Annotated in this window: 20 protein-coding genes and 1 pseudogene; 4 read left to right on the top strand and 17 right to left on the bottom strand. The window is 55.2% G+C overall.

Annotated features, from left to right (window positions below; genetic code table 11):
- Positions 1-136: 136 nt before the first annotated feature.
- Together KZ483_RS01525 and KZ483_RS28990 are read left to right on the top strand one after the other, a co-directional pair.
- Positions 137-511: an IS5 family transposase gene (locus KZ483_RS01525; protein ID WP_220351039.1), complete on the top strand. Its 375-nt coding sequence runs from the start codon at positions 137-139 to the stop codon at positions 509-511.
- 29 nt (positions 512-540) lie between these two features.
- A complete protein-coding gene (locus KZ483_RS28990; protein ID WP_397376141.1) occupies positions 541-903 on the top strand; it encodes a transposase in 363 nt (120 codons plus the stop codon).
- 245 nt (positions 904-1,148) lie between these two features.
- Here the strand turns inward: KZ483_RS28990 and KZ483_RS01515 are convergent, their stop codons facing one another.
- The 8 genes from KZ483_RS01515 to KZ483_RS01480 all read right to left on the bottom strand — a co-directional run bounded on the left by KZ483_RS01515 (position 1,149) and on the right by KZ483_RS01480 (position 16,625).
- Positions 1,149-6,281 (bottom strand): Ig-like domain-containing protein, encoded by a 5,133-nt coding sequence (locus KZ483_RS01515; protein ID WP_220351038.1) that lies wholly within the window; start codon positions 6,279-6,281, stop codon positions 1,149-1,151.
- A gap of 104 nt (positions 6,282-6,385) precedes the next feature.
- Positions 6,386-7,405 (bottom strand): SGNH/GDSL hydrolase family protein, encoded by a 1,020-nt coding sequence (locus KZ483_RS01510; RefSeq protein ID WP_220351037.1) that lies wholly within the window; start codon positions 7,403-7,405, stop codon positions 6,386-6,388.
- Positions 7,406-7,621: 216 nt separating this feature from the next.
- Entirely contained in the window at positions 7,622-8,707 is a 1,086-nt protein-coding gene (locus KZ483_RS01505) for a beta-galactosidase BglB (protein ID WP_258881496.1), read from the bottom strand.
- 16 nt (positions 8,708-8,723) lie between these two features.
- Positions 8,724-10,535, bottom strand: a complete 1,812-nt coding sequence (locus KZ483_RS01500) for a hypothetical protein (RefSeq protein WP_220351036.1) — start codon at positions 10,533-10,535, stop codon at positions 8,724-8,726.
- A 15-nt stretch (positions 10,536-10,550) separates the two neighbouring features.
- A complete protein-coding gene (locus KZ483_RS01495; RefSeq protein ID WP_220351035.1) occupies positions 10,551-12,182 on the bottom strand; it encodes an extracellular solute-binding protein in 1,632 nt (543 codons plus the stop codon).
- Positions 12,183-12,246: 64 nt separating this feature from the next.
- The gene (locus tag KZ483_RS01490; protein WP_220351034.1) at positions 12,247-13,122 is read right to left on the bottom strand and encodes a carbohydrate ABC transporter permease; all 876 of its coding nucleotides are present in this window, start codon (positions 13,120-13,122) and stop codon (positions 12,247-12,249) included.
- A gap of 11 nt (positions 13,123-13,133) precedes the next feature.
- Positions 13,134-14,087, bottom strand: a complete 954-nt coding sequence (locus KZ483_RS01485) for an ABC transporter permease (protein ID WP_220351033.1) — start codon at positions 14,085-14,087, stop codon at positions 13,134-13,136.
- Between the two features lie 183 nt (positions 14,088-14,270).
- A complete protein-coding gene (locus tag KZ483_RS01480) occupies positions 14,271-16,625 on the bottom strand; it encodes a helix-turn-helix domain-containing protein (protein WP_220351032.1) in 2,355 nt (784 codons plus the stop codon).
- 23 nt (positions 16,626-16,648) lie between these two features.
- Between KZ483_RS01480 and KZ483_RS01475 the strand changes: the two genes are divergently transcribed.
- The gene (locus KZ483_RS01475) at positions 16,649-16,822 is read left to right on the top strand and encodes a TetR-like C-terminal domain-containing protein (protein ID WP_220351031.1); all 174 of its coding nucleotides are present in this window, start codon (positions 16,649-16,651) and stop codon (positions 16,820-16,822) included.
- A gap of 219 nt (positions 16,823-17,041) precedes the next feature.
- Here KZ483_RS01475 and KZ483_RS28985 read toward each other — a convergent pair.
- From KZ483_RS28985 to KZ483_RS01455, 4 genes and pseudogenes are all read right to left on the bottom strand, one after another.
- Positions 17,042-17,177: pseudogene (locus KZ483_RS28985) on the bottom strand (IS256 family transposase); the annotation flags it as partial.
- A gap of 220 nt (positions 17,178-17,397) precedes the next feature.
- A complete protein-coding gene (gene rlmH, locus KZ483_RS01465) occupies positions 17,398-17,877 on the bottom strand; it encodes a 23S rRNA (pseudouridine(1915)-N(3))-methyltransferase RlmH (protein ID WP_220351029.1) in 480 nt (159 codons plus the stop codon).
- A 3-nt stretch (positions 17,878-17,880) separates the two neighbouring features.
- Positions 17,881-18,048, bottom strand: a complete 168-nt coding sequence (locus KZ483_RS01460; protein ID WP_220351028.1) for a CxxH/CxxC protein — start codon at positions 18,046-18,048, stop codon at positions 17,881-17,883.
- Between the two features lie 162 nt (positions 18,049-18,210).
- Positions 18,211-19,602, bottom strand: coding sequence for a S1C family serine protease (locus KZ483_RS01455; protein WP_220351027.1), 1,392 nt, complete (start codon positions 19,600-19,602; stop codon positions 18,211-18,213).
- 403 nt (positions 19,603-20,005) lie between these two features.
- Here KZ483_RS01455 and KZ483_RS01450 point away from each other — a divergent pair, with 403 nt between their 5' ends.
- Entirely contained in the window at positions 20,006-20,233 is a 228-nt protein-coding gene (locus KZ483_RS01450; RefSeq protein WP_220351026.1) for a hypothetical protein, read from the top strand.
- Here the strand turns inward: KZ483_RS01450 and KZ483_RS01445 are convergent.
- The 5 genes from KZ483_RS01445 to yycF form a co-directional block, all read right to left on the bottom strand.
- A complete protein-coding gene (locus KZ483_RS01445) occupies positions 20,202-21,008 on the bottom strand; it encodes an MBL fold metallo-hydrolase (RefSeq protein WP_220351025.1) in 807 nt (268 codons plus the stop codon). The two genes, KZ483_RS01450 and KZ483_RS01445, sit on opposite strands and share 32 nt — an antisense overlap.
- A gap of 73 nt (positions 21,009-21,081) precedes the next feature.
- Positions 21,082-21,813: a two-component system regulatory protein YycI gene (yycI, locus tag KZ483_RS01440; RefSeq protein ID WP_220351024.1), complete on the bottom strand. Its 732-nt coding sequence runs from the start codon at positions 21,811-21,813 to the stop codon at positions 21,082-21,084.
- A gap of 4 nt (positions 21,814-21,817) precedes the next feature.
- The gene (locus tag KZ483_RS01435; RefSeq protein WP_220351023.1) at positions 21,818-23,266 is read right to left on the bottom strand and encodes a YycH family regulatory protein; all 1,449 of its coding nucleotides are present in this window, start codon (positions 23,264-23,266) and stop codon (positions 21,818-21,820) included.
- The gene (gene walK / locus KZ483_RS01430) at positions 23,263-25,101 is read right to left on the bottom strand and encodes a cell wall metabolism sensor histidine kinase WalK (RefSeq protein ID WP_220351022.1); all 1,839 of its coding nucleotides are present in this window, start codon (positions 25,099-25,101) and stop codon (positions 23,263-23,265) included. Before walK ends, KZ483_RS01435 begins: the two co-directional genes overlap by 4 nt.
- Complete coding sequence (gene yycF / locus KZ483_RS01425; RefSeq protein WP_220351021.1) at positions 25,098-25,850, bottom strand: response regulator YycF; 753 nt, start codon at positions 25,848-25,850, stop codon at positions 25,098-25,100. The genes walK and yycF overlap by 4 nt, the downstream gene beginning before the upstream one ends.
- Positions 25,851-25,875: the final 25 nt, after the last annotated feature.

Raw genomic sequence — 25,875 nt, 5'->3', positions numbered from 1 at the left:
GGATACAACTCAAGGTTACCTTCTTTTATTATTACTGAGATGTTCCCAGCACAAGGTAGTTTAGTACCGTAGTTAGACTTACCTAGGGTGTGTATGCAAACTATCAAAACAGTTAATAAACTGGTAAATTTAACCTATGAGAAGACGATACGAGATACGAGACGACCAATGGGAAATCATTAAATACTTGTTGCCACCAGAGAGAAAACCTCAAGGCGGACGCCCCGCTATCGATAATCGAAAAATGTTCAACACCATGCTTTGGGTCCTTCGCTCCGGCGCGCCATGGCGAGACTTGCCCGAATACTACGGCTCATGGAGCAGCGTCTACAGCCGTTTCCGCCGGTGGGGAAAATCCGGTATTTTCGATCGCATGTTGGCTGTATTATCGGCCGAGCCTGATGATGAAAGTGTCATGATTGATGCCACCATTGTCCGTGTTCATCAACACGGCGCGGGGGCAAAAGGGGGCAGCAATTCCAAGCCATCGGTCGATCGCGCGGAGGCTTAACCAGCAAGATCCATGCGCTTGTCGACAGCTTGGGCAACCCGTTGCGCTTTGAAGTAACCGCAGGCAACATCAATGATTGTGTGACGGGATATGAGATCTTGCAATCCGAAGACATTCAAGAGAAAAACGTCCTGGCGGATCGTGGATATGACACCGATAAAATCATTGAACTTCTGAAAGAGGAGCAAGCGCATTCCGTCATTCTTATCCATACTCATGACTCTGTGCCCCTCAATATCATATCACTTTTTGGAAAGTGGTGGGGCTATTTGTCAGTTCTTACTCATATGAACCTCCTAAAACCAAATGTCTCAAGGGCCACTTCAACACTCCCTGTACTACCCCACATCAAATTTTTCGACCTACTTATGATACGGTTCACCGTACCATAAATAAAGCGAAACATTTGCACCGCGGAGTTCTATAGGTAAACCCTCTCCCAAATTGTTTTTCTACAGCCGTAGGGCACCTGCAAAAGGTGCCCTACGAGTCAACCAAAATTCTTACCTGTTAATCTTCAAAATGTAAATATTTTATAAGAGCCACTAGCAAAATGACGTATACCTTTTCGTTTGAGCATTTCAAGTATGAAGGGGAACGAAAGACACCCTGCATCATGAGCGTGTCTTAGATACAATCATTTGATTTGTAAAATAAGTGCTTGTGCGTCTCTGATTAAATATTGAGCCGCTTCCGCCGTAATGTGCTTGCCGCTCTGGGCCTGCACTTCACGAACAAAGCTTTGCAAATTGCCGTTCTTAATTTTGGACATCAGGCTATTCGCCAGTCCGGCGTTGTCGATCAAGTTGCTTTGGGTAAAGCGTTGAACCAAATCTTGCAAGGATTGAATACTGGTCACAGTCTGAAAATGGATCGTCTTGACACTTCGATTCCCCGCCAAGTCGACGGCAGTTACGGTGAGAGTATGAGCTCCGAGCGGTAACGAATAGAGCGAAGCGATCGAGCCGTTCGGGTACGGTTTTCCGTCCAACACAATCGAGGTTTGCGCGTCATCGACTCCCGATTGAGCATCGATGACATGAACCTGTAGCTGCAAGTTCCCTGCGTCTTCGTAGCTGCCGTCTTCTTCAACCCCGGCCACTTCGAGCTTCGGTCCGGCGGAATCCATTCGGAAGGCAATCATTCCGACAGCCTCCGCGTTCCCGGCCTTATCCGTCGAACGATATTTCAACTCGGATGGACCGTCCAGACTAACGGTGAAAGCCCCTGTATATTGGATCCATGTGATTCCGCCATCCTGACTGTACACGGTGCTTGCGACTCCATCCCCTTGATCGGTCGCGAGCAGATTGACCGTTACCGGATGAACGTACCAACCGTTCGCTCCGTCCGGTTCAGCCGGGGTAAGTTTTCCGACGGTAACAGGCGGAATCGTATCCTGCACGGTTAAAGGATACGATCCGATCACGCTGCCGTAGCGTGCAATGATGATCGCGGTTCCGGGAAGGCGCGCTGTCACGTTACCATTCGAGTCCACATCCGCGACCCGGGCGTCGCTGCTGCTGAAGGATACGCCGGATGCGAGCGGTCCATTATCCCCATTTTCATAGACCACCGTTACAGAGACCGTTCGTCTTTCTCCCGCCTGAATGCCGGATAATCCGTCTATCGCAAGTCCCGCTACTGCCGGCTGCTGATGGTCCGTCCTGCTTAAGGTGATGCTGCCGCTTCTTGCAATCAATCCGAAATATCCCGCATCGGATAGAGCGTTCGTCTTGTCGGTATCGAGGAAATTGAATACTTCGATTCCTTCTACCTTCATAATTATCCGGACGCCGTCCCCTTGCCGGAACGTTCCAAGCTGAACCCGGTGCGTTTCATTGTAAGGAAGCATCGTATTAGGGACTGTCCCGCCTCCGACACTCGTATAACCGGGCAGGTTACCGTAGATGACCGTCCGTTGACCGCTATTGAATCGGTACAGATCGATGCCCCCGGCTCCGATGGCGACGAGATACGTGCTGCCGTTCGTGTAGCTCGTTTGACTGCTCGGGTTGCCGAGCGAAAGCGCGTACCAGCTTCCCGCGCCGTTGATTCTCAGATTGAAGTCCAGCAGTTCATTCAAGAACTTTCGGCCCGAATAAACGGAATAACCCCCGGGGGTCGCCACGGTGATGCTGTCCGTTCCTTGCTGGATATTCCCGCTCCCTGTCGCATTGACGGTCCAGGAATCCGCATCGCCGATCTCGGAGCGTAGCCCGTAATCATCGGCTGTTGAAGAATCGACCACCTTATAGAGGTAGTAGCCTTCCTTCGTGTTGTCTAGAAAATCTCCTTTGATCGTCAGAACGGTTGCACCCGCATGATGAGCGGTCAGCAAGCCGTCTGCCGAAACGGATGCGACTTCCGGATTGCTGGAGAAGAACTCGGTGCGCCCGAGCGAAACCTTGTTGCCGAAGAGCGTATTGCCGTAGGCTTGAAGCTCCTTTGTCTCCCCCTGCGTTCCGAACAGAACATGACCGTCCTCCCCGCTCAGCCGGATATCCGACAACGTGTCACCCACGAACACGTCAAGAGCCAGGTGTCTGAGCACCGAGCCGTTTACAATGCTCACATCCAGCTTGGTACTGCCGCGACTAACCCCAGTGACATGACCCTGCGCATCAACGACTGCAACCGCTGGATTGCGGGAAGCGTAATGGACTGTGCTGGAGCCTAGTCCAAGAGGTTGATCCTTTCCGCTTTGGCCATAGACTACGACCGTCCCGGTGACGCCGATGGCCAAATTAATCGGATCGGCGGATACGCGGGGGACAACGCCCAATGCGACATCGCGAAATCCCGGCTGCAGGCCCGCGTTATCGATGATCGCGAGCGCTTCGCCCGACCAGTTGGCATCAGGTACAACATGCGTATTCACGAAGATGGAATTCGTGCCGTTATTTACATAGTAGGATTGCGTCGTATAGTTATTGTTGAAAAATTGATCATGAATAGTCGGCAACCATACCTGTGCCCACCTCTGCTGACCGTGCCACGGCGGCGTATCCTTCAAGTCGATTACATTGTTTTCGTACTTCCAATATGCAGAGCCTTCGTCGGCGTATAGGACGGCGCTGTCCTCCATCTGATTCCGAATATAGTTGCCGGAGACGACGTTCGGATCCGCAGCCGATGCACCGGTCGTGCCGAGACTGTAGATCGCCCCTCCATCCCGCAGCCCCATGCCGAGCAGATCGTAAATCAGGTTGTTCTCGATCTGCACGTTCCGGGTGACCGGGTTGAACTGAGCGCCCCAGCCGTACCCGATATGGGTGCCGCTGTAAGGGATCGAGAAGATCTCGTTATGGCGAATGTCCATATCGACCGGATACCCCGCGGAAATAGCGGACGCTGACTTGTAATCGACCCCGATATCATGGATCAGATTATTGACGACATCGTCGTTCTTCATGATCTTGCGGGGATCGGCGGGACGATATACATCAGGATCGCTCGAATACGGCTGTCCGACATTTAAAGCGCTTCCAGAAATATCGTAAAAATGATTGCCCTGTATCAAGCTGTTCTGCACGCCATTGTCCATCCGGATGGCGGATATTCCCAGCTTGGTGAACGTATTGCGTTCAAAGTTGACCGTGTTCGCAAGCTGGATCGTGATCGCGGCGTCCGGCAGCGTATCCTTCGTGCCCGGGTATCGCAAATGGTTGTTTTGTGCGTCGGAATGCCCGTAGCTCGTACTTGGCCTCATCCATGTCGTATAAGCGAATTCCAGGTTCTCGAACTGAAGGTTCCGAACCGGATCGTCCGCCGAGTAGCCCTGAATATTCAGGAGCTTCTCCAGCACCGGCGCCACTACCTTCACTGTAGACAGCTGCTCCCAAGCCCGCGGCTTGTAATAGAGCATACCGGCCGTCCTGTCGTAGTACCACTCTCCCGGCTCATCGAGCAGCTCATAGGCATTCTCGTAATAAGCAGGCACAGTAGCCGAGGTCAGGCCCCGATTAGAGATCGCGGTCCAAGCCGGTTCCTCCATCGTAATTTGCGCCTTGCCTCCCGATCCGGTCACGGATTGCACGCCGGCCCGAGAATTCGTCCACAGGTCTTGATAAACGAATTCCAAATCGTCGATGCTGCGGAGCGAGGGAAGGAGCGTATCGTCAGACGTATACCCCGTGGCGGTCTTTACCGGATTGATTAGCCCGGAGACGCTTCTTGCACGTACGGCGCGCACACCGTCCACAAACAGCTGTCTCGTTTGCAGCTCGTGGCCGACATGAGCTTGATAAATATTAAGGGCGCTATCATGAAGCTCCCAACCGCCGTCGACCGTTTGCCCGCCGCTGATGATCGCTTTCTCCCCCGGGTAGCTGCGGTAGGTTACGAAATAACCGTTCTTGCCCGAATCCTCTGACGCAAACTGCAGCTCTTTATCGAGCACATAAGTGCCTCCCCGCAAGTTGACGACGATATCCCCCGTCATGGCAAAGTTCAACCCGCGGACGGCTGCCTGCGCTTTGGCTATGGTTCGGAAAGGAGCCTGCTCTGTTCCGGGATTCACGTCATCGCCTGACGGTGAGACATACAGTTGCTTCTGAACGGCGCGAGCGACGACCGTCACCTTCGTTTCTCCGCGCACCTTGCCGTCCGGTGTGGCGGCATACACGGTCGCGGTGCCGGGGGCGACTCCAGTCACCTCGCCATACCCGTCCACGGCAGCGACTTGCGGGTTATCGCTGCCCCACACGATGGTTTTGTTCGTGCTGTTGTCCGGCGCGACGATCGCCTGCAGCCAGGCTCTCGAGCCGACCGGCAAGCTAGGCGATTGCGGATTGACGACCGTAATGCCGGTAACCGGCACTTCGTAGACGTTTACCTTCACGCTGGCGGAGGGAATGTTCTCGCGCGGCCGAGCCGTAATGGTCGCCTTGCCCACGGCCAATCCCGTGACGACCCCATTGCCCGAGACGGAAGCAATGCCCGGTTGATCAGACGACCAGACAGCGCTCTGATCCGTCGCATCTGCCGGATCGAACAGGAGCGGAAGAGCTTGGCTGCTTCCTGCTGCAAGGTCGAAGGACGGCTGGGCGAACTGAGCGCTGTTCGCCGGCTTATAGGAGTTGAAGAACAAATCGTCAAAATAAGCGGCGCCAATGCTGTCTTTATAGATCCCCAAATAGAGCGAGGTGACGCTCCCGCCCGCTTCGGCCGGCTCTGCGGACAGCTTGGGCTCGCCATTGATGGAGAGAGTGAACGTATCCGCATCCGTATCCAACATGATCCGGACGTCGTACCAAACACCCGCGGAGTAAGGCTGGATCGTCGTCCAGGCCGTTCCGCCCTTTTTCATATAGGCGAATTGACCATTATACAAGCTTAACTTCGCCAGAACCACGCTTCCGCTCTGCGGCGTTGGCAAATAGAAGACTGCATCGGTCTGCTCGGCCCGAACGCGGTAGGACATCACCAGCTTGGCGGTTGCATTCGCAATCGTTCGGCTGATATTGTACGAAGACGTCGACTTGCCGTTCTTCCGGAGCTCCAGCATTCTCCCCGGGGTACCCGGCAGCTCTTCAACCGTCGCTTTCACGATGTATGGCGAGGGCGAGGGCATAACGGCTGCCGGAGGCTTCGGAACCGTCCAGCCGGGCGGGCTTTGGCCGACGGCATACGAATCGAACGTTTCCACCAGCAAGTCGCCGCTGTAGGCATGTACAACCGTTCCTGCAAACGGTACGAATGGAAGGATTAAAAGCGAAATGGATGTAAAAACGCATTTAATCCATCGTTTGAAGGCGTGACTTTTCATTATTTTTCACCTCGTATTCACTTTTTTGTGCAATTCCTAATTCCCAGTGAACAAGCCAAGCCGGAGGTCGAAAAAACGGTCGCGGTCGTCGTGAAGCCTTCGGATCATCGCTTAAACCTCTCTTCCAGCAAAGGACGAATGATCTTCGCCAGTTGCTCGCCCATCGTCATATGGCCGTAGGGTCCGGGATGAATCATATCGCAAGATAATCCCGATAGGTCTTGAAGAACCTGATCGCCAGCTATCAGGTGAAGGTTCGGATGCTTCAGCTCCTTCACCTGTTCTTCAAGAACAAGATTATAGGCTCGCTCTCTCTGCCCGGCCTCGCTGTCCGCCCAACTCGCGAAATTCGGATACACAGTAATCACAAAAAGGGGCTTATTCGGATGACGCTCCATCATTCGCCGCATCAAATAGTCTGTCCGCTTAGCAAAAGCGTCGGGAAGGAATTGATCCCTCATGTTCACCCCTAGCTCTAACGTCGCCGCATCCCAATCTTCCGACTCCGCGAGAAAATCGGCCATCTGCCTCTCGCACAAGCACGAGCCGCTCATCCCTTTGTTAAATACGTCAGCTTTCAATCGTCTCGCCGCCTGATCCACGTAGGTGAGCGGGTACATTCCGAGACCGTGGGTAATCGAGGAGCCGTAAGCAAGAAGGCGAAGTCCCGGCGTTTCGTCCGATCGCGGCGGCCGGACCGGATACCCGAACGTATTCAACTCGAGGAAAACCCCTTCCGAGCGTCCGAATACGATTCTCCATACCTCCGACGCAAAGCCCGACTCCGTCAACTTCTCCCGCTCCACCCACCCGAGCCGGACCGGCTCCTCCAGATGCAGCGTCCTCGGCACCCCCGCAGGCATACGGTGTGTCGAATGAAGGAGTCCTCCTTTATATACGTACACTTCCCCATCCCGATCTGTCAGAACCAGCGTGACGCGGATATTCGCGGCATCGGTTACGAAGCGGATTTCGCAGCCGGTCGCTTCCTCTGCGATAAACCGCCCCCGATCGCCCAGCGCATGGCGAACCTGTCTCGGAAACCGGAACATTCGTAAGCCGCCGAAGCTGCGACTTTCTTCCAGCTCGGCCGTATTGTGAAACCGGATGTTGTTATGCATCATGCTGTCACTGCCCCTTTCCATAATGACGCTCTCAGCTCGACTACAGCTTCACTTTGCCGCCAGTGCGAGCCGATTCGTAAATCGCCGTGAGCCATGTTCTGTTCAGAAGGTTATCGCACAAAGCCGCTTATTCGATTCAGGATGATTCGTCAAAGCTGAAGCGTGTACCTTATAAAAAATGTTGCCAGCTCTAATGATGAATGCGAATGTGAAATATTAGGGGCTTAGAAAGTCTTGCTTGAGTCCCTCGACCAGCATCAGCAGCGCCATCGACTGGCCGTACGGCATCGGGCAGAGCGGAATGTCCTTGTACTCCTGCAGTGTCCGGCCCATGCCCGTTCCATAGGATACCCCGCGGACGATCCCGTCGCCATCGATCTGATCGACCACTCCCTCGAAGGCGCGAAGCGCCATTGACTTATAGTCGCCGCTTAAATAGCCGCAGCGAATCGCCTTCAGCAGACCATAGGCGAAAGCGGCCGTCGCCGAGGTTTCTTCATAAGAGGACGTGTCTGTAAGCAGCGTATGCCAGCGGCCGCTCGAAGCCTGCAGGCGCTCAAGCGCCTTCGCCTGCCGCTCCAGCGATCCGCTCAGGAACAGCTTCACTCCGGCAGGCGGATCGGTCATATCGAGGTAATCTACGAGTCCCGCCGTATACCAGGCATTCCCCCTTCCCCATAGGGCTCTGGCAAAATGATGATGGCCGTGAAACGTCCAGCCGTGGAAAAACAGTCCCGTCTCCGGGTCCGTCAAATATTTCAGATGAACCAAAAATTGCCGGACGCTCTCGTCCGTATATGCCGGATCGCCTGTAAGCGTGCCGTAACGGGTCAAGAACAGTACGGTCATGTACAAGGTGTCGTCCCATAGCTGCCCCTCGTTCAGTACGCCGGACACGACATGTTGAAGGCCGCCTTCCTCCGTCCGCGGCATCTCGCGCATCACATAATGCGCCCCCTGGTGCAACTGCTCCAGGTACCGACCCTTCGGCCGCAGCTCATGGAGGTAAGTTAACGTCAACAATGGACAAATCGTGTTGACGTTAAGGGGAGGAACCCCCTTCCGCAGCTGGTTGTCGAACCACTGCTCCAGGTAATCGAGGATGTCTTCTCTCCCCGTCTCCTGATAGTACAAATATAGAGAGAATAGGCCCACTCCCTGCGGCCATTCCCAGTTCTCCATCGAAATGATGCCGATCGGACACGTCTCCTCCATGTCTTCGTTCGTCATGAGTTTCATCTTCTCGATTACCCGGTCGATCAGCTGGAGGAGCTTCTCCCGGTTATGCTGGATGGCGTTCACGTCACATTCATCTCCTTCAAGAAATATACGGATCCAGCTCCAGCCTGACGGGCGGAATCCCGTCCCCTCCCAAGGAGATCCGGCGGATAAGCTGGTGCGGCGCACGCGGCGTCTCCCCGTCCGCCTTCGCATCATCGCGGACGTCGATCCGCTCCAGCCATGCCACTAACTCGCCACGGTCAAGCGGCTCGGACGGCGCATGCTCACGAATGACGACGGCCCATGCGCTTTCGAGTCGGGGGTGAACGACTGTATGATCCTCGCCGCGATACAACAATCGTCGAATACGAATCGTATCACCATCGTCGCGTACCATCTCAAGCTCGCCCGCCGCCAGGGCCGGATCCGTCCCGCCGAACGCGATGCCTTGCAGCGCGGCCAGCGCGACCGTTACGCCCGGATAGAGCATTGCCGCCCAGCGGCGCGACACGCCGTCGAGGCCCCGCGCCTCGATCCACTCCGCTTTGTAGCGGAATCGCTGTACGATCCACTCGTCGGCGATCTCCTGTACGCGATTGTTTAAGCCGGTCATACTACGGACCGCGAGCAGAGCATTTTCCGCTTGAGCACAGCGCGTTTCGACGTCAGGGTAATGAGCTTCGCCGAACAGCGCGGGACTAAGGTACGCCTTCGGCTGCGATTCCGCGGGATGGGTTCGGACCGCGCCGTTCTCCGTTACCGACCATCTCAGGTAGCCGACCTGCTCGCCGGCAACGCTGAAGCTGACCGGGAACGACTGCCAGCCGAGCCCCCAAGTTGGCCATTGATAGCAGCCTGCCAGCACCGGGAAGCGTGTCAGGCTGCCGAGCCGCGAACGCGCACCGACCCAGGTGTACGCATGCGCGTCATCCATCACCCGTTCGCGGCGAACTCTCGGAACCGGCTGACGCTCGGGCGCAGGCATGCCAAGTGCCGCGTCGGTATAGCCCCGATACAGCGCTACCCCCGGGAGCATCCAAAGATCGGACAACCCCGTCATCAGCTTGTCGTCGGTCTCATAGCCGGCCAACTTCCAAATCACGCTCGAACTAACTACTTCTCCAAGGAAATTGTAGCTTCGGATCGCCGGCACGAATTCTTCGCCTTCATGGAAGCGGACTAGCTCGAGCAGCTTGCGAATCTCGCTGCAAAGCTCGCGCGCCAACGCAGGACGCCGCTCTTTCAGGCAGTAGGCGGCGAGCTGCAGAGAGTTTACGATAATTACCAGATACACGAGGCTCATGTTCTCGCCCCAGCCCCATCCGCGCCTATGCGTGTACTCGAGCCATTGGTCGAAGAAAGCCTCTCCTTCCTCAAACCGACCCTCATGCTCCGTCAGCTTCGCGAGCGCAAGCAGCAAAGCGCCGTCGCTGATGATCTTATTCGGGTAATACAGAATCGGATCTCGGCATTCCCGTGCGAACCAATCGCGGGCCCCTTCCATCATCCCGAGCAGAGCAAGGCGATGGGCGTTCGGCACCTGCTCCGGGAACAGCAGAGCGACAATCGCAAGAGGGCTCATAATGAAGAAAGCAGCATTCGTATCGTGGATCGCCGTCTCCTCGCGGTACCAGCGGAAGCCTCCGTACTCCGGAGAATCCGGATTCGTTTCCTGAAGCCGGCCAAGCTGCTCCAGCATTAGCGCGCCCTCCTCTGCTCCGAGCCTCCCGGACATGATGCCGGCCGCATAATACGCGGCCGTCTCCCTTCCTGCGTGCACCTCCGGGAACGAAGATGCCTCCTTCGTGTGTCCCGGCATGCCCTGTGTAATCATGCCGTTCTTCCATTGCGTCTCTTTGACCCTGCGTTCGAATGCTTGCGTATATTCTTGCTGCTCAGCAAGCTTCAATTGTCGCCCAACTCCTTACTGATTCCGCATTTTGTACATGTCTTCTTTCAGGAACGCTTTATCCTTGTTCTCGACGTACCACTTCGCGTACCAGTCGTCGACCTGCTTGCCACCCGACTTCTCCCACGTCGACTTGGCGTCCTCGATTGCTTGCTCCACCGTGTAGGAGGCCCCGCTGACAATCGCTTTGTTAATCGTGTCAGCAATCGTCTTATTCGCGTTGGTGACGATCAGCTGCAGATCCTGCGGGAGCGTCGGCATATGCTCGCTGCTGGTCAGCTCCGCGATCGGACGAACTGGATCGAGATAAGCTTTCTTCGCCATATCGATGATACCGAGAAATTCCTTCTCGAGCGGCTTGGACGGATCAAGCGTGCTTGCAAAATCCGCGCATTTGCCCCATGTGGCCGAAGAGTTCAGCAAAATGAAGTCACCCATCCAGCTCAGCTCTTTCTTCTGTCTAGCCTCATCGACGATGACTTCCGGGCATCCGTTTGCGCCATTTTTCCAGTGAGTCCCCTCGATCCCTTTACTAAGCGTCTTCTGAGTAGGCTCGGAAACGAGGAAGTCGACATACTTCATAACGGCTCTCGGATCTTTAGCGGAAGCGTTGATGACGGCCGTCATCTGTACCGGATTCTGAATAACCGGGCTAAATTGACCGAAGGGGCTTTGCGGAAGCTCGATCGGGATCATTTGCGAATTCGGATCGTTCTTGCGCATGGCCTCCAGGATCTGTAATCCAGGAGCGCCCCCGCCTCCGTTTACACCGTAGAAGCCGAGTTTGCCGTTAATGAAATCCTGCTTCGCTTTCTCCCCGTTCTTGTCGGCGAGAAAATCCTTATCGATCAAGCCTTCGTCATACAGCTTTTTCTTGAATGCGGTTGCAGCCTTGGACCGATCCCAGTCGTGGATCAGCTTGCCGTCCTCGACCACCCAAGCGACATTCTGGAACATGGAGTCGGTGATATACCCCGTTACGAAGCTCAAGCTGTAGCCGAACGTATCGTTCTTTCCGTTGTTGTCCGGATCTTGTTCGGTGAACGCCTTGATGACCTTGTACAGATCGTCCGTTGTTTTCGGAACCTCAAAATTCAGCTCCTTCAGCCAATCCGCCCGGACGTAAAGCACGTGGTTCGTGGACAGTCCGACGATTCGGCCGAATTCATACAGCTTTCCGTCCGGCTTCGTGCCGATTTTTTTCAGAACGGGATTTTGCTCCAGTTGCTTCTTGTATACGGTGCTATGCTTAGCGATCAGATCGTCCAGCGGCATGAGCTGCTTCTGGTTGTACAGCTGGTTGCGATAGTTGGTGTCGAACTCGAAGATGAGGTCCGGGGCGCTGGTCGAAGCGAACAAGGTGTTGAACTTGGCCTGCGATTCCCAGCGGGGTATCGCTGTAAATCTGACCGTAGCCGGAGCATTCTCGTTGATCCAGTCCGTCCAGCGGTTTTTCTCAATCGTCCCTTCATCCGGAGGAACCGTTCCTCGATCATAAATCGATTGCGAGATGACCGGCTTCTTCGCCGGCTCCTTGCTGTCGCCCTTCATATTATTGCCGCTGCTGTTCGAGGAGCAGCCTGCTGCGATCAATACCGAGAGCATGGCTGTCGCAGCTATGGATAAAGCTTTTACTTTGTTGTTCATGGACCCTTCATCCCCCAATAATTCTGATTTGGCTTATACTCCGCTTTGCAATCATTCGTTCGCTTCAGCCTTTTACCGCGCCGACCATCACCCCTTTGACGAAATATTTTTGCAAGAAAGGATAGACGATCAGCATCGGGACAATCATGACCAGAATGCCCGCTGTTTTGATGCCCTCCGGCGTCATCTGCTTGATATCCTCCTGCTGGATGCCGTTGATCTCTTGCAGCAGCGACTGGCTCTGCACCATCTGCTGGACGAGCACCGTCATGTTGTGCTTCTCCGGACTATTGATATAAATGAGCACGTTCATGAACGCGTTCCAATAGCCTACCGCATAAAATAACGTCAATGCTGCAAGCACCGGCATCGACAGCGGCAGAACGATCTGCGCGAGCAGCCTCCATTCGCTGCAGCCATCCATGCGGGCCGCTTCCTCCATCTCAGCCGGCAGCCCCTCAAAGTAGGTTTTCAGTACGAGCATATTGAAGGCGCTCACAAGTCCCGGCAGCCAGATCGCTCCATAGGAATTGATCAATCCGAGCGACTTGATGACCAGATAAGTCGGAATGAGGCCTCCGCCGAACAGCATCGTAAAGACGATCGCTAGCGTAAACCGTTTCCTCCAGTAGAAGTACGGACGTGACAGCGGGTAAGCAGCCATGATCGTCGCGCTCATGCTGAGCACGACGCCGACAGCCGTAATAACGAGGTTGTTTTTAAACGCCGTGACGATATTCGTACCGTCGATGAGCGCCGTATACGATTCCAGCGACCAGCCGACCGGCCAAAGCGAGACCAAGCCGGACATCACCGCATGGGAATCGCTGAGCGAAACGGACGCCACATGAACGATCGGCAGCAAACAGCTGAGCGCCGCCAAGGCCAGAAGGACGTAGTTGACGCGGTAGAACACTTTTTCTCCCCAGGTATCTCTCATCTTATCCCCTCCTACCACAAGCTTTGGCCGAACCGGCGGGCGACCCGATTGGCCGTGAGCACAAGCACCAGGCCTATAATTGATTCGAACAGCCCCATCGCCGTTGTCAGGCTGAATTGCGCTCCCTGCAGACCGACCCGGTAAATGTAGATGCTGATTACTTCTGATACATTCGAAACTACGGAGTTCTGCAGCATGAACACATGGTCGAAGCCTACCTCCATCACATGGCCTAAGGTCAGAATGAACATGACGACGATCGTCGAGCTGATCCCCGGCAGCGTGACGTGCCAGATTTGCCGCCATTTGCTCGCGCCGTCCATGCTGGCCGCTTCATACAGATGCGGATTGATCGCGGTCAGCGCCGCCAAGTAGATGATCGCTCCCCAGCCGGCGCCCTTCCAGATGCCGGAGCCGACGAAGATTACGATCCAGGACCCCTCCTTGTACAGAAACGGATACGGCTCTCCCGTCCACATTTTCACAAGATGATTCACGACCCCCGTCTCCTGGGCGAACATCGTAACGACCATTCCCCCGACAATGACCCAAGACAGAAAATGCGGCAAATAAACCAGCGTCTGCACGACCCGCTTGAACCATTGCCTGCGTGCCTCGTTCAGCATAATCGCGAGGATGATCGGGAACGGAAAGCCGACGACGATATTCAAGCAGCTCAGGAATACCGTATTGCGGATAATGGAAATCGTCTGCGGGTTCGAGAACAGCTGCTTGAAATTTCTCAGACCGACCCAATCGCTCCCCCATATTCCTTCATAGAAGGTATAGTTCTTGAAGGCGATAATAAGGCCCGCCATCGGAGCATATTTGAAAATAATGAAGAATGCGACGATCGGGGCAAACAGAATGAGGAGCGGGATATTCTGCTTCCATCGTTTACGTCGTCGATTGGCGGCGGCCCCCCTGGTTATAGCTGCCGCGTTGTGTGCATAAGCCGAATGCATATCATGCCTCCTTCTGCTCGTTTTTGCTTCGCGATCTTAGCATAATTGCCCCCGAGCCGAGCGGTCAATGAACATGATTCGGACGATGCTCAACATTCCTGAACCGGATGCAGACAGACGAAAGAGCCGCATCGCTGCGGCTCTCTCGACCTGGTTGACGATTGATCCACCATTTTCGGCGGATCATCCATATTCCTTGCGATAATCGCCGGGCGTCATGCCGACGACCTTCTTGAACACGCGGATGAACGAGAACGAGCGCGTATACCCGACGCTGAGCGCAACGTCCTGAACCGGATCCTCGGATTCAAGCAGCCGCCGCTTGGCGTGCTCGATCCGCACCTGCGCGAGATAATCGACGAATTTGACGCCGAACTCATTTTTGAACAATTGGCTGACATATTTCGGATTCATCTTGAATTCGTCGCTCAAGTGGTTGAGGGACAAATCCGGATTCGCAAAATGGCGCTCGATGTAAGCGCGAACTTCGCGAATGATCAAATGGTACGTCCGGCTCTCGCGCAGCTGTTTCATCGTCTCGGCCGCCTGTAAGAGAACCCTGCGGAATTCCCGGTCGAGCTCCTCGAGCGTATCGAACTGCTCCAGCGCAGCCTGCAGCGAATCGACAGCGCCGCTTTTCCAAGCGTCCTGGTATTCCGGAGGCATTCCCATCATTTCACGCTGTAGATGGTACAATAGGTAGTTTACCAGACTCAGCAGATCTTCACGTGAAAACAGCATCTCCCGGATATTGCGGAACAACGCCTCATATTGGTTCAGCCATTGCCCGTCACCAAGCCGATAGGTCTGCGCTAGCAATCGAATCAGCTGCAGGTGGGAGTAGGTTTCCCCGAGCGGAGTTCCCTCGATTTCGTCATGGGCAATGACACGGCTTGTGCCGAGCACCGACTTATATTTAATGGCTTCAAGCGCCCCCTCATAGGAATCGGGCACTCCCTCGACTTGCCTTACCTGAGGGCCGATCCCGATTGTCACCGTGAATTTCAGGTTGTCAATAATCCATTCCAGAAGATTCTCGCTATAACGATATGATTTATCAAGTTCTTTCGGATTGTCCGTTACACTCGGCTCCAGCCATTGGTACAAGACGGTCAGTCGATGGGTGTCCAGCCACTCGGTCCATATATGCGCCTGCTCCTGCGGCACAATCTCGCGGACGACGCTGCGGAGCACGAATTTTAATAAATATTGGTCCCGGTGAGAGTATTCGCGGCAAAACTGTCCGTATTTATCCAGCTCGATGACCGCCACCTGAAGCCGTTCGAACGAATCCTTCAGGCCGAGACACCGCAGCTCGGCACGCCACTCGCTCTCGGAGATCGTTCGGTTCCCCTCTATCCACTCTTCCAAAAAGTACTGCCTCCGGAAGATCAGATCTTCCTTCTGCCGTTCGCGGAATTGATGGGATTGCTCCATAATATCGTCGAGTGCCGCTTCGATGAATTTGAACTCGTCCCGGCCGGTCGTCGGCATCAGTTCATGAGTCTTCTCTAACGAAATGTTCCTCAGCCTGGACAACACCGATTCGATCGGCCGGTAGTTGCGCCGCGTGACGGCGATAATCGCTACGATTCCGAGTAAGATAGCAAGCGCGCCTACTGCCAACAGCAGCTTCGAGAAGCCAGTGATGAAGTTGAACAGCCTGACGTCGGTAAGCCCCCTCTGGATTTCCCAGCCGGTATAATCCGAGCGGATGACGACGGTGTGGGCGTTGTCGGCCTTCCGATTTACGGAATCGTCCCTCGCCCCTTGCATTTGCGCACCCATTAGCGAGGTTCCCTTACGGTCGTGCAAGACGGCATAGCTGTAGCTGGAATTCATGATCGCTTCGACCATATGCGAGATATCCCTGGTCCTTATATTGACTATGACAAAGCCCTGTCCTCCCGCAATCGGCGGAATCTTGCGAACGAGCGATACGACCGAGGCGCTCGCCTCTTGATCGATGAATTCCTTATAGCTGCGTTCGTTCGACCAGATATCGGTCGGATTCTCCGCCGTTAATTTGTCGAGGAACGCTTGATCCCCGAACTGATCCAGCGGCAAAATCGTATTCGAGGTCAGCACCACTCCATCCGCAAGGCGATACAGATAGATAGAGTCGATCCGCATGCTCTGCACCCCGGTAATCAAGCTGCGAAGCAAGGAAGAGGGCTCGTATGTGGTATAGAAAGGATTGCTTCCCGCCGGTGGGTAGAAGAACTGCCCGAGCACCGAATTCGTCTGGATCTCCTTGAGAATTGCGTCGTCGACCGCCTTAAGCGAGTTGTCCAACAGGGACATCGCATGTCGGGCCGAGGCCGTATTGGCTTCCTCCGTCGCCTTCTGCGAGAGCTCACTGATCGTCAGAATCGCAATCAGAAGCAGCAGCGACGTAATCACTAAAAATATCGGCAAATACGACAGCAGCAGGCGCTTAAACCAGTGCTTGTTCAAATCGACCCCTCCGTCCGGCAACCGCTTTCGCTGAGTAACGCCCCATTTTGGTGCCGTCAGTATAGCAGTGCCTCTCCTCACCGTCAATACACACCTTTCGGCGCATGCACCTTATTCGCTGGTGTCGCGTCTTTTGCTCAGAAGAGCAAGACATCGGCATTATCCAGCACTGGTTCGAATCCGGGAAGACGAAATCGCCGAGGGAAATTGCGGCCATGATTACCCGTCTGGTCGCCCAAGGCCCGATCGGCCTGTTCGGAGCCCTTCGCGGTTCATGACATGGCTGAAATTTATCGACTCTGAATGAGCAGAGAAAAACCCGGCCGTCTCCTGGAGACGCCGGGCCCTATGGAACTCCTTTACTTTGAATCTGCCCTTTCGAGCATCGGCAGCACGAAAGCGAACGTCTTACCGAACGCCGAGAGATCGCGGTTTATATCGTCGGGGTGTGGTACGTCGGCACGGTTTTCCGGTCCGCCTCGAACCTGATTTCTTCCCTGACCGATGCGATCCGGATAGAAAACGGGAGAGCTGCAGCAGCATTTGACCCCAGTTTTGAACACGGCCTGTCCATTTGCGTGTGACATCCATTGTGGCGAGATAAAGCATTTTCAGCAATGATTCATCCGTCGGAGTTTTTTATAATATACGATTTAAAGACCAAAATCTTTAGCAGCAATTGAATATTTTTCTTTTTCAACACAACTTGACTCCCGATCATGCTTGGAGGGTCGAAACAGCCAGCATGAGGCCACCTGCCAAGCGTTCTTGCCCGTAGGTAGCCTCACCCCCACCCTCCCCCTCGGGGGCGACTTTCCGCACCCATCAAGCAGTTAATGCCAAAAATTTCGCCTCACTTGTGATACGGTTCCCCCCGATTAATCTTCACCGCCCGGTACACCTGCTCCACCAGCACCAGCCGCATCAGCTGGTGCGGCAGGGTCATGCGCCCGAAGCTGAGCTTCTGCTGGGCGCGGCGCAAAACAGCGGGAGCAAGGCCCGTGCTCCCGCCAATAACAAAAGCCACGTGGCTCCGCCCATACGTGGCTAACTTATCGAGCTGGCCCGCGAGATCCTCGCTGGACCAGAGCTCCCCGTCAAGCGCAAGCGCAATAACATGCGCTTCCGGCTTGATCTGCGCGAGCAGCCGCTCACCCTCGCGCTCGCGTACAGACGCTTCCTCCGCCGCGCTCATCGTCTCCGGCGCGCGCTCGTCCGGCACTTCCGTGAGCAGCAGCTTCACGTAAGGCGCAAGACGCTTCGCGTACTCGGCAATGCCGAGCACCAGGTACTTCTCCTTCAGCTTTCCGACCGCCGCAATCTGAATCAGCATCCGCTACACCACCAAATACCCGGGGATTTTCGTGCACAGATCGCACGTTGCGGGCGGCTCCCAATCCGAGAACGCCGTTGTAGCCAAATCGACAATATCCGGCGCATCCTCATACTCGTCCACAAACTTATCAATCGCCAGCTCTACATGGTCTTTACATACACAATACATTTGCTGCTTGTCCCCCAAATCTGTGATCTTCCCGAACCACGGAAGAAGCTCCTTAATCCCGCTTCCGCACTTTACATGCGAAAGGATCAGCTCCCCGCAAGCGCACCTGACGTAAGTCCAGGCCGCCTATCATCGAACTGATCCGCTCCGCGCCTCTTAACTCTAGTCTTCCGCCTTCTCGCCCAGCTTAAACGTCGTCGTTTCCTTCTTCCCATCCCGGTAAAAGGTCACTTCAATCTCGTCGCCGATCGACTTGTTATCATACAAATATTTGCGCAAATCAAGCGTGCTCCCGATCGGCTGTTTATCCAGCTTCACGATCACGTCGTTTAACTTGAGCCCTGCCTTCTCCGCCGGGCCGACCGCCTGAAGCACAATCACACCGCTCTTCACGTCTTTCGGCAGCTTCAAATCCGGAGGCGGAGGCATCTGCACGTCGTCACCGGAATCGGACGGATCGTTCCCGCCAGCGTCTGGGCTAGCGCCATTTCCCGAATCCCCGGAACCATTGCTGCCACCCGCACTCCCTGCCGCCTGCTGCGCAAAATACTGCTGCAAATCCATTGTATACACACCGAGATAAGGCCGATTTACTTTTCCATATTTAAGCAAGTCCTGCACAATGGGCATCGCGGCATCCGATGGAATCGCAAAGCCGACGCCCTCAACGCCGAAATCGGCGACCTTCATACTGTTGATACCCACCACTTTGCCGTCCAGGTCGATCAAGGGACCGCCGCTGTTGCCTTGATTAATCGACGCGTCGATCTGGATTACCTCCTGCTCCCAATCATAGACGCCGTCTTGGCTGAGAGAGACCGGAATAACCCGTTTCGTCTTGCTGACAATGCCCATCGACAGAGAATCGCTCAGGCCGAGCGGATTGCCGATCGCCATGACCCACTGCCCAGCCTGGAGTCTGTCGGAGTCGCCAAATTCAGCAACGGTACTGATTCCTTTTCCATCGATTTCGAGTACTGCAAGGTCCGTAATCTGATCCTTGCCGATGATTTTCGCATCACGCGTCTCGCCGTCGCTCAGCACCGCTTTCACCGCTTCGGCATCCGCTATGACGTGATAATTCGTAATGATGAGCGCCTTGCCTTTCACTTTCTCGAAAATAAAACCCGAACCAAGCGCCGCCTGCGCCAAACCGTCACTGCCCTTGTCAGCTGAGCCCGAGTCCGGGGATGTTCCCGGGTCGCTGCCGTCTGCGGAAGAAGGGAGCGACTGTTCATTAATAATGCTCACAACGGCCGGCCTCACTTTGGCTGCCGCTTGAATGGTTTTCTCCAGCGGGTCGGCCGCCTTCACGGCAGTCACGGGGGTGCTTAACCCGGCCGCTGCGCTGCCTCCCCGGTCAAATCCGGTAAACAGGCCGAACAGCAGTACTGCCACAAGCGCGCTCGCAAGCGACGACGTCAGTGCAATACTTGTATTTGACCATTTCCTCCCGCGCCAGCTGCTGGAAGAAAGGGATTTCTTGTCCCGGTTAGCCCAGCGGGTACGGCGGGAGACGCGTGTCGAATAAAATTCGTCGTCGAACAAGCTCATATATAATCGCTCCTCTCGATGCCTTGTGGCATCAAGACCATTTTTTTACGAATCTAGGAATGATATCGGAAGAATAGACTACACTAGTTAATAGAACGAACCGTTAGCACGGCGGGTCTTCCGTGCTCGGTTTGTTCAAGAACGAACCGTTAGCACGGCGGGTCTTCCGTGCTCGGTTTGTTCAAGAACGAACCGTTAGCACGGCAGGTCTTTCGTGCTCGGTTTGTTCAAGAACGAACCGTTAGCACGGCGGGTCTTCCGTGCTCGGTTTGTTCAAGAACGAACCGTTAGCACGGCGGGTCTTTCGTGCTCGGTTTGTTCAAGAACGAACCGTTAGCGTGTGAAATTCACGCTCGGTTCTGTTCAACGAACACCACAAAACCTATCAAAGGAGCGAATACATATGCCGCGCAAGCATACTGCCATTACCGCACTGGAGCATCTGAATCTAGCAGCCAAAATCGCAGACCTCAAGGAAGATCATTATCGCACCCTGCTAACCGTCAGCGCCGTTACCGAGCTGCTTATCGACAAGGGCATCATTACCCGGGAGGAGCTTGAGCTTAAAGCCGCTTCGCTCGATAACGAGCTTGAAGAGCTTATCGTCGGTTCACTTCATCCCATGGCGTAGGCCGATTATGATGCGTTTCTCTTAGAGGAAACTCATCCTTCTTGAAGAAGATTCCGTTGCTCTCTAATATGCTATTCACCGTAAGCTTGGCCAAATCCATCAAATTGTGGTCAAGGCTCAGATGCGCCAGGTATACCCGCTTGGTCCTGTCCGTCAGCAGCTGGCAGAGCGCTTCGCCTGCGGCCTCATTGGATAAATGGCCGATATCGCTTAATATCCGTCTCTTAATATTCCACGGGTAGCGCCCCATGCGCAGCATGTCCACATCATGATTGGATTCGAGCACCAGCACATCCGAATCCTCAATCATCCGCCGGACCTTATCGCTTACATAACCAAGATCCGTAGCCAGACTGAGCTTAACGCCTTCATCGTCAAAAACGTACCCAACAGGCTCGGCCGCATCGTGCGAGATAGCATAAGACGTCGTCCGCATCGAACCGAAAGTCACGGTTTCGCCGGTCTCGATTACTACCCGCTTCCCGTCGTCGATCTGGCCGACATGACGCTCAAGCGCTTCCCATGTCGCTACATTAGCGTAGATCGGCAGATCGTATTTCCGCGCAAATGCGCCCAGTCCCTTAACATGATCGGAGTGCTCATGCGTGATGAGAATAGCATCGACATGATGCCCTGCAACCCCCCGCTCGCGCATGAGCTCCTCCAGCTTCTTCGCGCTTAAACCCGCATCGACAAGCACTGTCGCGCTGTCGCACTGCACGATCGTGGCATTGCCGGTCGAACCGCTGGCCAGCACCGTAAACCGTAATCCCATATCCCCTCAAACCTGTCCTTTCCCTGCTCCCGCATGCCTCCGCCGATAGTGGAAGCCTTCCTCGCTTAAACTGTCATTCCTCAGTGAACGTCTCGACCTCTGCACTGACCGCATCGAAATAGTAGCCGCTGCCATCATCGAGAAGGACCCTCCAGGTCGGCGCCGTAAACTGTGTCTCCGAGTCGAAATCCTGTCCGTGATATCCCAGCTTGATCTCCCTGATTACCGCGCCGTTGTGCAGATGGTTCTCAATCAGACTGGCCAGCGCCGTCTTCGCAGGCAGCACTGTTTGCAGCGGCGAATCCTCGCTTGGAACAAGCTGGATGACATCCTGCCTGTACGCGGTGATCTTCTGATTGCTGTAATAGAGCTCCAGCTTCACATCGAACATCGGACGGCCCTGCGCCATCCGGTTAAAGACAAATACATTCTCGCGGTTGAAATCGAATGTGTACTGGTCCAAATCGGGGATGACTGAGCCAAGAGCCGCTACCAGCTCGTTCTCGTTAAAGACGACCTTGCTCTCCACCGGATTCTTCAGCTCATGACGCACGCCTTTCCCCAGCTTGGTCGTTACGCGGAACGTCAAATCCCGCAGCTCCGGGGTTTCCGAAGGTATTCGCATATCCGATGCGAATGTGATGTCTTTCTCCTGCATAAGCGCCAGCGTATCGGCCGGCAGGTCGTTTGCATCCGCGTTCGTGCTGAGCCCCTCCCGGATGTTCGACCAAAGCTGGTATCCGAGCACAACATTCAGCAGTAGAAACGCAAAAATCAGCACGCTCTTCGCCCTGCCCCAGTCCATCCGTTCATCTCCTTTGCGAGTTCGCGTTACTGCCGCTCTTGTCAGCGGCACCGGCCGCCGAGGCGCCCGCGTCCGATGCGCCATTCGCCGCGCTTCCAAGCGGAACAGCCGGGCCGCCGCCCCGTTCGCCGGGCTTCGGCTTATAGCCGCCCGGGATCGCCGGCAGAAGCACCTGCTGCGAACCGTCGAACAGGCGTACCGCCCACACCGGCTCAAGCTTGAGCCGGTTATCGTCCGCCGGCGAAGCGAGCACGGCCGGGTACAGCGCTTTTACTTCGCCTCTGCGGGAATACTGAGCGAGCTCGTCCTTCAGCGTCTCACCCCCGGGCAGCCATCTGACATCCTGCGAGACCGCCTTCTTCTGCAGGGTAATCAGCGACCGCTCATATTCGGATACGACTCCCTGCTGCAGACGCAGCTTGATCTCTCCGAACTGGAACGGCTCATTTGGAATGATCGGATATGAGCCGTAGAACTGCGTGCTGTAATACTGCTGGAATCGAACGGTCTGAGCCTGCAGCGGACCGGAATGAAGGAACCGGTGCACCCCGTCCCAGCCGCCGTGCTGGTTGATGAACTTAATCGACTCGTACACATTGTCGCTCTCGCTGTCGTCCTGGCCTTGGCCTGCTACCGGATCGGTGTAGCTGATCCACTTGCCGTTCTGCTCCACCTGCAGCCCCCGCTTGCCATCCGTATAAATCTGAGACCCGCTCCGGTCACTGATCGTCCGCGTTACCCCGGGGTCAAAAAACAGGTTGCGCTGCATTTGCTCCGGAGAATACGTCATGTAGGAGACAATCGATTCCGTTGCTTCCACCGGCCCTACAGGCGTATACAGATCGTTGCCCGCCGTCTCGTACGGAGTCTGATATTCCCCATATCCGACGTACATCTGCACATCCTGGGCGGTCAGATCCGCCTTGACCGATTCGTACACCTTGGTCCCATCCGCACTGAAGAAGTACGTGCGCACTTCTCCCTTGCCACTGCTTTCGAAGATCCAGATCCGGTTAATGACATCATTGTTGAACTGCATATCGCCTTCGAGCTTCAGCGCTTTGCTGAGCAGCTCGACCGGAACGCCGCTGCCGAACCGCAGCTCGACGCCCGGATCACGGTCCCGCACCTCGTTCCAATCAAGCACGGATAGCGGACTCTGCTGGAAGCCCTTAAACTCGCGGCTTTGAATTTTATTGTAGATCAAATTGTAGAAGTTCATGCCCGGATAGAAGACCGTATGCTTTCCTTTACCCATATGGAGCACGATATCCTCAGGAAAAATAAGATTTTCTACTTTCTCCTCCTGCCCCATCGGCTCCGCATTCACGTAATCCTGCGCAGACGATATCGTGGTGCCGAGGCCGGGCATGCTGTAGGCGAGCAGGTAACTTTGCACCAGACTCAAAATAACCAGTGCGGCAAGCACTGCGGTTTTCGCTTTCTCCATCATGCCGGTTCACCTTCCCCCTGCACAACGACAGGCAGCGTGACGGTTACCGTCGTCCCCTCGTTCAGTTCCGATTCCAGCGCAATCGAGCCTCCGTGCGCCTTCACGATTTCACTTGCGATGGACAGCCCGAGGCCGGTGCCGCCCATATTGCGGGAACGGGCCTTATCCACCCGGTAAAATCGGTCGAATATACGGTTCAAATCCTTCTTCGGTATGCCGATACCGTTATCCTTCACGCTGATCGCGATCAGGTTCGGTTCCGGCTTGCACGCCGCAATTTCGATTCGCCCGCCGTCCAGCGTATATTTGATCGCATTTGATACAAGGTTATCCAGCACCTGGTCGATCTGGTCACGGTCAAGCCATACAGACATAATACCCTGCTCGACGCGGACCGCAGACCGGATGGATTTCTTGCGGAGCTGAAAGGAGAAGCGGTCGGCCACTTCCTCCAGCATCTCCGGCACATTCGTCTGCTGGCGGCGCAGCGGCGCCTGGTGCGAATCGAGCCTCGACAAATGCAGTAAATCCGTAACAAGCCTGATCATTCGCTCCGTCTCATTCCGGATAACGCCCACAAATCGTTGACCAAGCTCCCGCTCCTCCAGCGCTCCGTCATCGAGGGCCTCCGCATAGCTCTTGATCGTCGTCAGCGGCGTGCGCAGCTCGTGCGATACGTTCGCCACGAACTCGCGGCGCGACTGTTCAAGCCGTTCCTGCTCGGTCACATCCTGCAGCACGGCGATCGTTCCGGAGATCCCCTTGTCCCGCCGGTGTATCGGCGTAAAGGTGACACGCATCAGCTCGTCGTCATTGCCGGCAGGCTGAACGTGATATATGACTGCCGACTGCTCGCTTCCTTTAAGCAGCGCCGAGAGCTGCCCCTCGTCCATCCCGAACAAATCGGTGAGGCGGCAGCCTTCGCATGCATCCTCGCGCAGCATCTCCTGCGCGCGGCGGTTCGTGATCATGACGACGCCGTGTTCATCCGCAGCGACGACACCGTCGCTCATATTCGCGAGTATCGAGGAGATCTTGTCCTTCTCCTCTTCATTGGCGGAAAGCGCTTCGCGCAGACGCATGGTCATATCATTGAACGCTTCCGAGAGCCGCCCGATTTCGTCGTCCCCGAGCACCGGCACCTGCCGGTCGAACCGCCCTTCCGCAACGGCGGCCGCTTGGCGGGTAAGACCCTTGATCGGGTTTGTAATGGTGTGCGCGAGAAGGATGCCCAGCACCCCCGTCAGTCCGAGGGCGATAAGCATTCCCGACATAAAGATCCGGTTAATGCGGTCAACCGTCTCATACAGGTCCTTCATTGAAGCGACGAGATAGACCGCTCCGACGATTTTATCGCCGTAAACGACCGGCTTGGCAATGATCTTCTTGCGTACATGGTCCTCGTCGATCACTTCATCTTCATTATCCCGAATGCCCTGCAGCGCCCTGCTGACGGCAAGGGATGTGTTCTTCTTGCCGACATACGACTGATGGGCCTGCAGCGAGGTTGCCAGAACCTTGCCGGTCGCATCCAGCACCTGAATTTCCGCCTCGTTAATGCTGAACAAGCTGCGCACCAGCATATTCAAATCCTCTTCCGTCGTCAGCTCGCCCGTCGGCCCGGTCTTGTCCGGTTTGCCCGATAATGTCTGCGAGGCAAACTCCGAAAGCAAATTGGCCTGCTCGTTCATATTTTTCGTAAACGTGCTCGTAAGCGACGTCTTCATCGTACTGATAAAGTAAACGCCGATCAGCTGCATGGCGATGAGAATCAACAGGACGTAAATGATAATCAGCTTGACTTGAATAGTGCGAAAGAACCGTATGCCGTTCATCCGTAGCCGAATCCGCCGGACTTCGGATTACGCATCAGATACCCGAGACCGCGCCTTGTCAAAATATACTCGGGATGACTTGGATCGTCCTCGATTTTCTCCCGCAGCCTCCGTATCGTCACATCCACGGTCCGCACATCGCCGAAATATTCAAAGCCCCATACCGCCTGAAGCAGATGCTCGCGCGTCATCACCTTCCCGCTGTTGCGGGCGAGATAATAGACCAGCTCGTACTCCCGGTGAGTCAGATCGAGCGGATCATTGTCCTTATATACGACATACATATCCGTATCGATGAATAAATTGAATATGCGCAGGCCCTGCTTCTCCTCAGCCGTACCCGCACTTGTACCGCCCCCGTTTGCCGCAAGCAGCGGCGCTTCCGCCTTCTGACGGCGCAGATGCGCTTTCACGCGGGCAAGCAGCTCGCGCGTGCTGAACGGCTTCGTTACGTAATCGTCGGCGCCGAGCTCCAGGCCGAGCACCTTGTCGAGCTCCGTATCTTTGGCAGTCAGCATAATAATCGGCGTCTGAAGGCGGGTGCGCACCTCGCGGCATACATCCATTCCGTCCTTCACCGGCAGCATCAAATCAAGTAAAATCAAATCCGGCTGCTCTTCGAAGGCGAGCCGCACCGCTTCGCCGCCGTCAAAGGCGCAAATCACCTGATAGCCTTCCTTCTCTAAATTAAATTTTAAAATATCCGCAATTGGCTGCTCATCGTCAACGACTAATATTTTACCGTGCATTCACACACCGCCCGTCGCTTGTGCT

Origin of the sequence: Paenibacillus sp. sptzw28, assembly GCF_019550795.1 — a bacterium.
Lineage (GTDB): Bacteria > Bacillota > Bacilli > Paenibacillales > Paenibacillaceae > Paenibacillus_Z.
This window is presented reverse-complemented; position numbering and strand designations above follow the sequence as displayed.

Coding starts and splice junctions, on each gene's coding strand:
- KZ483_RS01445 (WP_220351025.1), bottom strand. CDS start 21,008: ATGGGATTACGGTTTACGGTGCTGGCCAGCGGTTCGACCGGCAATGCC.
- KZ483_RS01490 (WP_220351034.1), bottom strand. CDS start 13,122: ATGAGAGATACCTGGGGAGAAAAAGTGTTCTACCGCGTCAACTACGTC.
- KZ483_RS01525 (WP_220351039.1), top strand. CDS start 137: ATGAGAAGACGATACGAGATACGAGACGACCAATGGGAAATCATTAAA.
- KZ483_RS01435 (WP_220351023.1), bottom strand. CDS start 23,266: ATGATGGAGAAAGCGAAAACCGCAGTGCTTGCCGCACTGGTTATTTTG.
- KZ483_RS01460 (WP_220351028.1), bottom strand. CDS start 18,048: ATGTATTGTGTATGTAAAGACCATGTAGAGCTGGCGATTGATAAGTTT.
- KZ483_RS01515 (WP_220351038.1), bottom strand. CDS start 6,281: ATGAAAAGTCACGCCTTCAAACGATGGATTAAATGCGTTTTTACATCC.
- KZ483_RS01450 (WP_220351026.1), top strand. CDS start 20,006: ATGCCGCGCAAGCATACTGCCATTACCGCACTGGAGCATCTGAATCTA.
- KZ483_RS01485 (WP_220351033.1), bottom strand. CDS start 14,087: ATGCATTCGGCTTATGCACACAACGCGGCAGCTATAACCAGGGGGGCC.
- yycI (WP_220351024.1), bottom strand. CDS start 21,813: ATGGACTGGGGCAGGGCGAAGAGCGTGCTGATTTTTGCGTTTCTACTG.
- yycF (WP_220351021.1), bottom strand. CDS start 25,850: ATGCACGGTAAAATATTAGTCGTTGACGATGAGCAGCCAATTGCGGAT.
- rlmH (WP_220351029.1), bottom strand. CDS start 17,877: ATGCTGATTCAGATTGCGGCGGTCGGAAAGCTGAAGGAGAAGTACCTG.
- KZ483_RS01455 (WP_220351027.1), bottom strand. CDS start 19,602: ATGAGCTTGTTCGACGACGAATTTTATTCGACACGCGTCTCCCGCCGT.
- KZ483_RS01495 (WP_220351035.1), bottom strand. CDS start 12,182: ATGAACAACAAAGTAAAAGCTTTATCCATAGCTGCGACAGCCATGCTC.
- KZ483_RS01510 (WP_220351037.1), bottom strand. CDS start 7,405: ATGATGCATAACAACATCCGGTTTCACAATACGGCCGAGCTGGAAGAA.
- KZ483_RS01475 (WP_220351031.1), top strand. CDS start 16,649: ATGCACCTTATTCGCTGGTGTCGCGTCTTTTGCTCAGAAGAGCAAGAC.
- walK (WP_220351022.1), bottom strand. CDS start 25,101: ATGAACGGCATACGGTTCTTTCGCACTATTCAAGTCAAGCTGATTATC.